Source organism: Clostridium sp. (assembly GCF_050717515.1).
In the GTDB taxonomy this organism is placed as follows: Bacteria; Bacillota; Clostridia; order Clostridiales; family Clostridiaceae; genus Clostridium_AD.
Genome location: NZ_JBOITL010000034.1, coordinates 98,861 through 108,389, shown reverse-complemented (window position 1 = coordinate 108,389; position 9,529 = coordinate 98,861). Strand labels below are relative to the sequence as shown.

The window sequence follows — 9,529 nt, the reverse complement described above, 5'->3', positions numbered from 1 at the left end:
TTGGAAGGCTAACACTCTACCATTGAGTTATACCCGCATATTGTATTAAAATGGTCGGGGTGACAGGGATTGAACCTGCGACCTCATGGTCCCAAACCACGCGCGCTCCCAGCTGCGCTACACCCCGATATACATTAAGTCTTTATAAACCTACTAAATGTGCTAAATCCACTCCGACCTCATAACTTTTAATTCTAATGTTATTTTGTGACGACATGGATTATTCTACACCATATACACTAATACGTCAATACTTTTTCAAACTTTTTCTCTTGATATTTAAATAAACTTTACCAAAGTATCTTTTTTTTGTTTTAACACATAATTAAATACTATAAAAAAACTGTAATTTTGAATTGCAGTTTTAAAAAATTATTTGAAAAAACTATAATCTTATTAAATTGGTTCCTATGGACTCTCCCTGGATATCTATAATAGCAAAACTTGGAGTTCCATCTCTTGGCTCCGATGCACTTCCAGGATTTATATACCATATGCCTTCTTCAAAATCTATTTTTCCAATATGAGTGTGGCCATATAAAACAATATTAGCTCCTGTTTCTAGTGCCTTATATCTTAACTTAAGCAAACCTTCTTTTACATTATATCTATGCCCATGAGTTAAGAAAATCCTTTTACCGCAAATATCTTCTACCCTATCATAAGGCGTATTTTTCGAAAAATCACAATTTCCTTTCACATTAATTATTCTCCCCTTAAAATACTTCTCTATAATTAATATGTCATCTACATTATCACCTAAGTGAATCACCACATCCAATACCTTTATTTTGCTTGCTAACTGCTCTATGCAGCTAGCATTCCTATGTGTATCACTTATAACACCTATACGCATTTAAAATCACCCTCTTCATTAATATTCTACCCTATATTAATTTTTTAAGCTCATTTTTTAATTTATCAAGTGCCCTGCCCCTATGACTAATAGAATTTTTTTCCTCAGCGCTTATCTGTGCAAAAGTTTTATTGAATTCTTTCACAAAAAATAGTGGATCGTATCCAAAGCCTTCTTCTCCTCTAAATTCAGCTGTAATTATTCCTTCTACTTCACCTTGCACTTTTACTATTTTATCCTCATTAACTATCAGTACCATTGCGCAAATAAATTTAGCTTTTCGCTGTGCATCTTTCGCACCTTCTAAAAGGTATAATAATTTTTCGTTATTTGCTTTGCTATTTCCATGAGCACCTGCAAACCTAGCTGAAAAAACACCTGGAGCACCATTTAGTGATTCCACTGATAATCCTGAATCATCTGCAAGTACCATATTCCCATCAGCTATTTTGAAAATTTCACTAGCCTTTATATCTGCATTGTCCATAAAGGTACTTCCTGTTTCCTCTACATCAATATTAATATTAGCTTCCTTCAAAGATAATACTTCAAAAGGAAATTGTGATAACATTTCCTTTATTTCTTTAATTTTATGATCATTATTGCTAGCAACTATTAATTTTTTCATTTTTTTCCTCCTCGTAGTTCTCTAATTATATGCTAAATAACTCATCTCTAGTAGGCGGTAAAACGTCCTTTTGGATCTCATCCATTACTAATATACCTCTGGACTCAGTTATATTTCCTATTACTGTAGCTTGTATTCCTTTACTAATCAATTCCTCTGCTAGTTTTTTTCCACAAGTGGCAGTTATTAACATGCTTCCTGAAGATATAAACTTCAAAGGGTCAATATTAAGTCTTTCACAGATTTTAATTGTAATATCACTAATTGGCATTTTATTATTATATACCTTAAAGCCTAAATTACTCGCCTCCGCAACCTCCCACAAGGCTCCTAACACTCCACCCTCTGTTATATCATGCATTGAATTAACACCAAACTCTCCCGCTATACGGCCTTCATTAACCACACTAATACTATTCACATAGTCTTTTGCTTGTTCTATTTCCTTATGGGTTAAAATATCGCATACCCTATCTAAATAATCATTTACGACAATTGAAGTTCCTTCCATACACAATAGCTTAGTAACAACAATTTCATCTCCTAGCTTTGCCCCTGACGTTGCCACCGCGCCTTGTGCTTTCCCCTTACCTATTGCTGTACAGGAAACTACTATTCTATTCACCGCAGCCGTAACCTCAGTGTGCCCACCTAATATTTCCACGTTCAGTTTTTTTGTTTCTTCATCAATTTCACTCATAATATTTTTTATATCTTGAAGTGTTGATGTAGGCGGTACAAGAATTGTAACTAAAATACCTACAGGCTCAACTCCACAAGAAGCTATGTCATTACAGTTTATATTAACTGCTAATTTACCTATATTTTTATCTGCTCCCGTTATTGGGTCAGTGGATACTACGCACTCATATTCACCAAAATTTATGACACTGCAGTCTTCTCCTATTCCACTTCTAATTCTTACGTCATCCCGAACAACGCTTTTATTATTGTCGATTATTTGTTTTAAATCATCCCAATTTAATTTTCCAACTTTCATATAAATTCTTCCTTTCTAATTTTATAAAACTAGCACATTTTAACGGTTGTAATCATATTATCTATATAAGGATTAATTTATGGTGGTGGTATTTTGAAATTTATAGGACCTTTTTTAAGAGTCAATGCATTAAACAAAAATAACATAAAAAATCAATTCTTTTACTTATCAAAAGAATCATTAAAAGATATAGTTTTCGATTCCAAATGTGGGATATATATTCCCGCCCGGGATTTAAAATCTAAATCTTTTTCTAAGATTGATATTAACACAATTAATTTAAATTCTCCACTTTTATGTATTTACAAAAAAGCAGATGCTAAATTAAAATCGCAAGAGGGCACTTTAAATTGGAATGAAAACAAGGTAAAGAAAGAAATAACAATTAATAGCAATGCCTTCATGACTTTATCGCTATTAGAACTGGTAGACTATTATAGTGAGTTTAAGAACATTGATGATTCCAAATATGCTTTAAGCCCTTTGTACCTTAAACTATGTAAAGAACAGTTAGAATTTTATGCTTCTTATTTTAGAAATAAAGATGGGCTCTTTGTTGATAAAGTGGATTTAACTGACCCAATGAGCCAAGAATTTAATTTTGAAAATAAGAACAATAAATTCAAATTTTGTGATCAGGCTTTCATGATGGCCGCCTATTACAAATATTCTTCTTACGATAAAGACAACCATGATCACGAGTATAAAAAATTTGCTCTGGATATACTAAATATGTTTACTCAGTATAAAGAAGAAATTTATAATGTTTCTTTTGAAGAGCTCAATAAGATATGCTTTGCCTTAAACGTTTTTTACAAGTACTCGGGTCTCGAACAATGCCAGAATTTATTGCTAGATTTTTCAGACTTGCTTATAGAACAATATAACACAAAACCTTCTATAATTATTAATTCCAAATTGGACTACTCCTGTATGTTTTTTATAAATTGTACACTTTTATATAATAATACACTCATGCACAAATTTAAAGTTACTAGTGATGATTTATATGAAAAACTTACAAAATTATATGAAAGCGATAAAGGACTTTTGCTAAAGGAAAGTAATGATAAAGAGATAAACTACACTTGTGATGAGCTCTTACTCTATATGTATAGTTTAATGACTTATTCTGATTTTAATAATATTGAAGAGAATTCTTACATGCTTCAAGATATTTTTAAGCATCAAATAATAGACTCTGGCATAGTTTTAAGTTGGCCTGATTCTCCTTCTTTAGATAGTACAGAGCATTACAGGAATTTTTCACTAAAATCTGAAGATTTGCTTCAAGAAGAAGATTTTAGAACACCGACTATAGGAACACCTGAAAGTAATGAGTTAGCTTCTATCTTTATTAAAAATGTGGTATATAATAGACGAAAAGATACATTTAAACAAACTAAATTATCTTTTGATAGCAGTAAGAATATGTTTATATTCTTCTTAACAATATTTTTCCGAAATCAATAACATTAGGGTATAGTAGTTTTCTCTTATATTATGCTAACAAAAGTATATATTGCATAGATTGCATTTGAATAAGCTTTAATAATTCTAATTTATTTTAGAATTACTTAGAGTCATGAATGCATTTTAGCAATATATACTTTTCCTTATAGCATAATATAATAAAAACCGCTTATTGTAATCTCTACTTGGTTATCTCTATTGACTCTAATCTTTTCACTATATGTTTGAAACCCTTCTGTAGTTTTATTGTTATTTCATTTAAAACACTTTTCAATGCATCCACTAATTTCCCCCCCTTTAATTTTCCTGCAATTTGATATAATTTACTACTTCCAATTATATCACAATAGTGTAAAAATGTAATACTTTTTATAGTTTAACATATATTGGTGTTAAATTAAAATTATAAAAACACAGCCTAAGTTTATTGCAACTTTTTAAGGCTGTGTTTTATTTATAGTTATTTTTTAATAAGTTCCACCTTATTAAATCGAGTAATAACCCAATTGTTTTTAACTTTATTTAAAGTAAGTTGCCCCCCAACTTCTTCCTCTTTTTCTACCTTTGTCTCCGTAAATGTAAGTTTTAATTTTGCTTTATAATTATACACTATTGAACCATCATTTTCACTACTTTGTTGATCTATGCTTATAGACGCAACTTTTGAATTTATATGAACAGCACTTAAATGGTCAATATATATATATTTAATTCTATCTAAAATAAATCCTTCAAAAGCACTTTCAGTGGATATTTTCCTGATTTCATTTGTATATTGATCTTTAGGATATTCCAAATTTACTTTTGCCATATCTACTGTTTTATAATCTTCCAAGGTATACATCTTGGTTACAAACTCTTTAATTATAACCTCGTCTCCAGCTTCCTTATTACTTTTACACCCTATCAATAATGAAGATGAAAATACAATACATAATAATAAGTATATAATTTTTTTCATAAAATCGCCTTCCTTTATATAATATTATCTACTAAATCATTGTAAACCATATCCTTATATAAATCCACCGTTTTACATTTAAGGTTATTATATACTGAGTTTTGTGTTATATTATTACTTTGCCACGGTATTATTTTCTTTATAAGCATAATCAAATATTAAATTCCCAGCACTCGTGGTATAAATTTCTTTAATATTTTCTTTTTTACAAATAACTGTATTAAGTATGTATATAGGTATACAAGGCAAATCTTTTGCTAATATTTCTTGGGCTTCATTGTAAAGTTTTATTTTGTTTTTATTATCCTTCTCCAGTAACGCACTTTCAATAATTTTATCATATTCTAAATTCCTATATCCATAAATGTTGTAATTTGAACTAGATGTCCATCTTGAAAAAAATTTATAAATATTTCCATGTTCTTCATCAATTTTTGAGAATAATATATTATACCCCCCCCGCTTTATCACTTTATTAAGTTCATCTTTTTCATATCCTTTGCAAACTACATTTACATCTAAATAATCTTTTAAATCTAAATATCCTTTAATATTTTTAGCTATTTCATCTAAGTTCTCTTTAATGTTTTTACCTATTTCCCTTGCTATCCTATAATCCAAATTTTTATTTTCATAGACTATAATTAATTCTGGTTTCTTTTCATAGTTGTGGTTATTTAAATACTCCTTTAAATATTTTGTTCCTTTATCCTTACTCCCAAACACATCAAAAATCAGTTTACTACTATCCTCATTAACTGTGCTTGAAGCTGTATAATTAATTGCAGGAATGGCTAAATCTTTTGATATAGTTTGTATAATAAATTCCTTAGATATTATTGTACTAATTGCATTTCTAAAATTATTGTCTTTTACTGTATCTTTACTATTTAAATTAAAAGTTAGATAATACATACTCTTTGTGGGCACAGCAATAGTTTTCTTTTCCATACTAAGAGATTTTCCTTCGCTTATTGGGGGACTAACAAATACATCAATCTTTGAAGTATCGAGAACCTCAGTAGTTACAAAATCTGCTAGTGTTTTTTCTTCATCCTTTATGGTTGTAAACAACATTTCACTGCTAACAATTTCATGAGCCCTCCAATACTTTTCATTCTTTAATAGCGATATTTCTCCATCTTCATTTATCTCTTTAATAACAAATGGACCACTATATTGAATTTTTCCATAGCTATCTTTCCAGTTTCTCATATTCATACTAGTTTCCCTTAAAGTGAAAACTGGATTACTAAGGATATTTATAAAATAATCATTAGGACTATTCAGCCTTATCTCTAAGGTTAAATCATCCTTTGCTGAAATAGCAACTTTGTCAGATTTTACTTTTCCCATACTAAAATCCTTAGCTCCAAATATACAATATAATTGCTGGGCAAAAACATTATTTTTTTCCAATAGAATGTTTTGAAAAAGCCTTACAAAATCTATAGCTTTTATAGACCTTCCATCGCTATAATGAAGGTCCTTTCTTAATTTAAATGTATACCCAATTTTATCTACTGAAATATCAAATTTTTCTGCCATAGCAGGCACTATTTTCCCATATTTATCTTCCCTTACCAACCCTTCAAATAAAGCTAACAACAAGTCTTTTTCTCTGACATTATCACTGTTTAACATTAACAAATCTGAAGGCAATTCTCCCAAGTTATAAACTAAATATTTTCTAGAATTTTTAGGCTTTACTTTTTTCTCAACACATCCACTAGTTAACATCATAATAAAAATTAATATTATACATAATAACTTTTTCATAATTACCCTCCAATCGGGTCTTATTAAAAGTATTAACCTTTCATGTATGAAGTAATCATATTTGCAGTAAAAATATTAACTCCTCCTATAGATCATAAATGCAGACATTTACAGAGGTGAAGTCATAGAAGTAAAATCATGGAATAATGCAGCATACTAATATGTTTATGTAATGATTTTTTGTGTGAGGGTAAATACAGGAAGGCGAATGTGAGCGTTAGCTAATTTTATATTCGCAAAAGATTAGAATTTCTTAATGGAATTTCCAGTTTTGAGTTCGTTTGCAATGCACGCAGTAAAAGTTTATACTTTCTTATTATATTAGCTTTTTATACTTTAATTATGCTATAATGTATATATATATATTTACATAATTTATGTAATTAAAAGGTATGTAGGAGGAATTTTTTATGTTAATCTTAACTATTCAAATAATTGCTATATGTGCCATGATAACTTTTATGTTTATCGGAATTTGGGGTTTTATCTTATTAATTAAAATATATGACCAGTTAAGATATAAAAATTATTTAATGGAGAAACTTATACAAAGCACCTCTAAATTATCTTTAACCCATAAAAATGTAGCACAGCCTAAAGAAGATATTGAAGTTGAAGATACTTTTAAGCCCAATGAAAAAGAAATATTAGAATCCTAACATAAAAAAGACGTCATATGACGTCTTTTTCTTTTTTCTGTCTTTATATAACCAAATTATAATGTCATCTTTAGCATTAACAATGAGATAGAAAATTTTATATCTGGTATTTTTCTTATATTATGTCTAACTATTTTAACATCTTTACTAATTCCTCTTCAGATATAACTGTAATTCCGAGTTCCTCCGCTTTTGCACGCTTGCTTCCGGCATTCTCTCCTGCAAGCAGATAACTGGTTTTCTTCGAAACAGAACCTGCTACTTTTCCTCCATGATTCTCTATAAGCACTGTAGCTTCATCTCGCCCCATAGAAGTCAGTGTTCCAGTTACAACGAAGGTTAATCCATCAAACACATCATCGCCCTTACTCGCCTCCTCTACAGCCATATTAACGCCATATTCTTTTAATCTATCAATAATTTCTCGATTTTTATCATCTTCAAAAAATCTCAATATACACAAGGCACTTATTTCACCTATATCCGATACGTTTTGTAAATCTTCTAGTGAGGTATTTTTCAAATCTTCAATAGATTTGTAATGCTTCATTATACTTTTTGCTGCTACCTTCCCAATATTAGGAATTCCAAGGCCCGTAAGCAGTCTTTGTGCTTCATTACTCTTTGATTTATTTATAGCCTCTAGCAACTTATCTGTATTCTTTTCTTTTCCAATTATACCTTGCTCTATAAGTTCTTCCCGATAATTAAACAGTGAATATACATCCGCAATATCTTTAATATATCCCAAACGAATAAGTTCCTTAACATATGCCGTGCCAAAACCTTTTATATCCATAGCAGTCCTACCAACAAAATTAATAATATGTCTTTCTAATTGCGCCAAACAATTAGGATTTATACATTTGATGTCAGCAGTGTCTTTTTCACGGACAGTAGGTGCCCCGCATACCGGACAAATGCCAGGAAGCGTAAATGTATTTAATTCGAGAGCGCGTTTTTCTTTTACTACAGACTTAATCTTCGGGATAATCTCTCCGGATTTGTATACAACAATTATATCTCCAATCCTTATATCTAAATCATCTATAAAATCTTGGTTGTGAAGGATTGCTCTAGATACAGATGTTCCGCATAAACGAATGGGCTCAAATATTGCTGTTGGAGTAATTCTACCGGTTCTTCCTACTGATACTTCAATATCCATTAATTTTGTTTCTTTTTCTTCTGGAGGAAATTTATAAGCTATAGCCCATTTTGGAACTTTCGAAGTATTTCCAAGTTCTTTTCTATCTTCTAAATTATTAATTTTAATAACAACTCCGTCAATATCGTATGCTAAGTTTCCTCTTTCTTCTCCAATAGCCTGCACCGCATTCCATACTTCATCAGCTGTTTTACATTTTACATAATTCTCAATAACTTTTACACCTTGTTTTTTTAACCATTCATAACTTTCCGTATGTGTTTCAAATTCAATTCCTTTTGAATCTTGTACATTAAAAATAAATAGAGATAATTCTCTTTCCTTTGTTATTTTACTATCTAACTGTCTGAGTGTTCCTGCAGCGCAGTTCCTTGGATTGGCAAAAATCTTTTTCCCTAGTAACTCTTGCCCCTCATTAACCTTATCAAAGGCTTCATTAGACATATATACTTCGCCACGAAGCTCTAAGTATGGAACTTTATCTTTCAGTTTCCGTACTACATCTTTAATTACTTTAGCATTTTCAGTTACATCCTCACCTTGAATGATTCCATCACCGCGAGTCACAGCTACTGTTAAAATTCCCTCTACATAACGCAGTGACATTGACAAACCATCTATTTTAAGTTCAACAACAAAGGTTGGATCCTCCAGTTCTTCAATCATTTTATTTACATAAGCATAGACATCTTCTTTTGTAAACACATCTTGCAAACTGAGCATTGGGACATTATGTTTTACTAGTACTCCAGCTTTTCTTTTAGCATTTCCACCTACTATTTGAGTTGGGGAATCTAAGGTAATAAGTTCTGGATGCTCTTTCTCTATTTCTTTAAGCGTAAGCATTAATTGATCGTATTCATAATCCGATATTTCTGCATTATCTTCATTGTAATATCTATCACTATGGTACTTAATTATATTTTTTAATTCTTTGATTCTATCTTCTACATTCATAAACTGCACCCTCTCCTAAAAAATATAAACTTACTATTTAGTATACCA

Annotated in this window: 8 protein-coding genes and 1 tRNA gene; 2 read left to right on the top strand and 7 right to left on the bottom strand. The window is 30.3% G+C overall.

Features of this window, described 5'->3' with window-relative positions; translation table 11 throughout:
- Positions 1 to 51: 51 nt before the first annotated feature.
- The 4 genes from ACREV6_RS19020 to ACREV6_RS19005 all read right to left on the bottom strand — a co-directional run bounded on the left by ACREV6_RS19020 (position 52) and on the right by ACREV6_RS19005 (position 2,484).
- Positions 52 to 127 (bottom strand) — tRNA-Pro (locus ACREV6_RS19020).
- Between the two features lie 258 nt (positions 128 to 385).
- On the bottom strand, positions 386 to 856 hold the full coding sequence (locus ACREV6_RS19015; RefSeq protein WP_431579617.1) for a metallophosphoesterase: 471 nt from the start codon (positions 854 to 856) through the stop codon (positions 386 to 388).
- Between the two features lie 31 nt (positions 857 to 887).
- Positions 888 to 1,484, bottom strand: coding sequence for an XTP/dITP diphosphatase (locus ACREV6_RS19010; protein WP_431579616.1), 597 nt, complete (start codon positions 1,482 to 1,484; stop codon positions 888 to 890).
- Positions 1,485 to 1,509: 25 nt separating this feature from the next.
- On the bottom strand, positions 1,510 to 2,484 hold the full coding sequence (locus ACREV6_RS19005; RefSeq protein ID WP_431579615.1) for an AIR synthase family protein: 975 nt from the start codon (positions 2,482 to 2,484) through the stop codon (positions 1,510 to 1,512).
- Between the two features lie 93 nt (positions 2,485 to 2,577).
- On the opposite strand from ACREV6_RS19005, the gene ACREV6_RS19000 reads away from it, so the two are divergent.
- The gene (locus ACREV6_RS19000; RefSeq protein WP_431579614.1) at positions 2,578 to 3,957 is read left to right on the top strand and encodes a hypothetical protein; all 1,380 of its coding nucleotides are present in this window, start codon (positions 2,578 to 2,580) and stop codon (positions 3,955 to 3,957) included.
- A 460-nt stretch (positions 3,958 to 4,417) separates the two neighbouring features.
- On the opposite strand, the gene ACREV6_RS18995 is transcribed toward ACREV6_RS19000, so the two are convergent.
- Together ACREV6_RS18995 and ACREV6_RS18990 are read right to left on the bottom strand one after the other, a co-directional pair.
- Complete coding sequence (locus ACREV6_RS18995; protein ID WP_431579613.1) at positions 4,418 to 4,918, bottom strand: hypothetical protein; 501 nt, start codon at positions 4,916 to 4,918, stop codon at positions 4,418 to 4,420.
- Between the two features lie 114 nt (positions 4,919 to 5,032).
- Complete coding sequence (locus ACREV6_RS18990) at positions 5,033 to 6,697, bottom strand: peptide ABC transporter substrate-binding protein (protein WP_431579612.1); 1,665 nt, start codon at positions 6,695 to 6,697, stop codon at positions 5,033 to 5,035.
- Positions 6,698 to 7,107: 410 nt separating this feature from the next.
- On the opposite strand from ACREV6_RS18990, the gene ACREV6_RS18985 reads away from it, so the two are divergent.
- Entirely contained in the window at positions 7,108 to 7,356 is a 249-nt protein-coding gene (locus tag ACREV6_RS18985) for a hypothetical protein (protein WP_431579611.1), read from the top strand.
- Positions 7,357 to 7,486: 130 nt separating this feature from the next.
- On the opposite strand, the gene ligA is transcribed toward ACREV6_RS18985, so the two are convergent.
- On the bottom strand, positions 7,487 to 9,481 hold the full coding sequence (gene ligA, locus ACREV6_RS18980) for an NAD-dependent DNA ligase LigA (RefSeq protein WP_431579610.1): 1,995 nt from the start codon (positions 9,479 to 9,481) through the stop codon (positions 7,487 to 7,489).
- Positions 9,482 to 9,529: the final 48 nt, after the last annotated feature.

What these genes read in the sequence shown, in the direction of transcription:
- ACREV6_RS19015 (WP_431579617.1), bottom strand. Translation starts at nt 856, where the DNA reads ATGCGTATAGGTGTTATAAGTGATACACATAGGAATGCTAGCTGCATA.
- ACREV6_RS19010 (WP_431579616.1), bottom strand. Translation starts at nt 1,484, where the DNA reads ATGAAAAAATTAATAGTTGCTAGCAATAATGATCATAAAATTAAAGAA.
- ACREV6_RS19005 (WP_431579615.1), bottom strand. Translation starts at nt 2,484, where the DNA reads ATGAAAGTTGGAAAATTAAATTGGGATGATTTAAAACAAATAATCGAC.
- ACREV6_RS18995 (WP_431579613.1), bottom strand. Translation starts at nt 4,918, where the DNA reads ATGAAAAAAATTATATACTTATTATTATGTATTGTATTTTCATCTTCA.
- ACREV6_RS18990 (WP_431579612.1), bottom strand. Translation starts at nt 6,697, where the DNA reads ATGAAAAAGTTATTATGTATAATATTAATTTTTATTATGATGTTAACT.
- ACREV6_RS18985 (WP_431579611.1), top strand. Translation starts at nt 7,108, where the DNA reads ATGTTAATCTTAACTATTCAAATAATTGCTATATGTGCCATGATAACT.
- ligA (WP_431579610.1), bottom strand. Translation starts at nt 9,481, where the DNA reads ATGAATGTAGAAGATAGAATCAAAGAATTAAAAAATATAATTAAGTAC.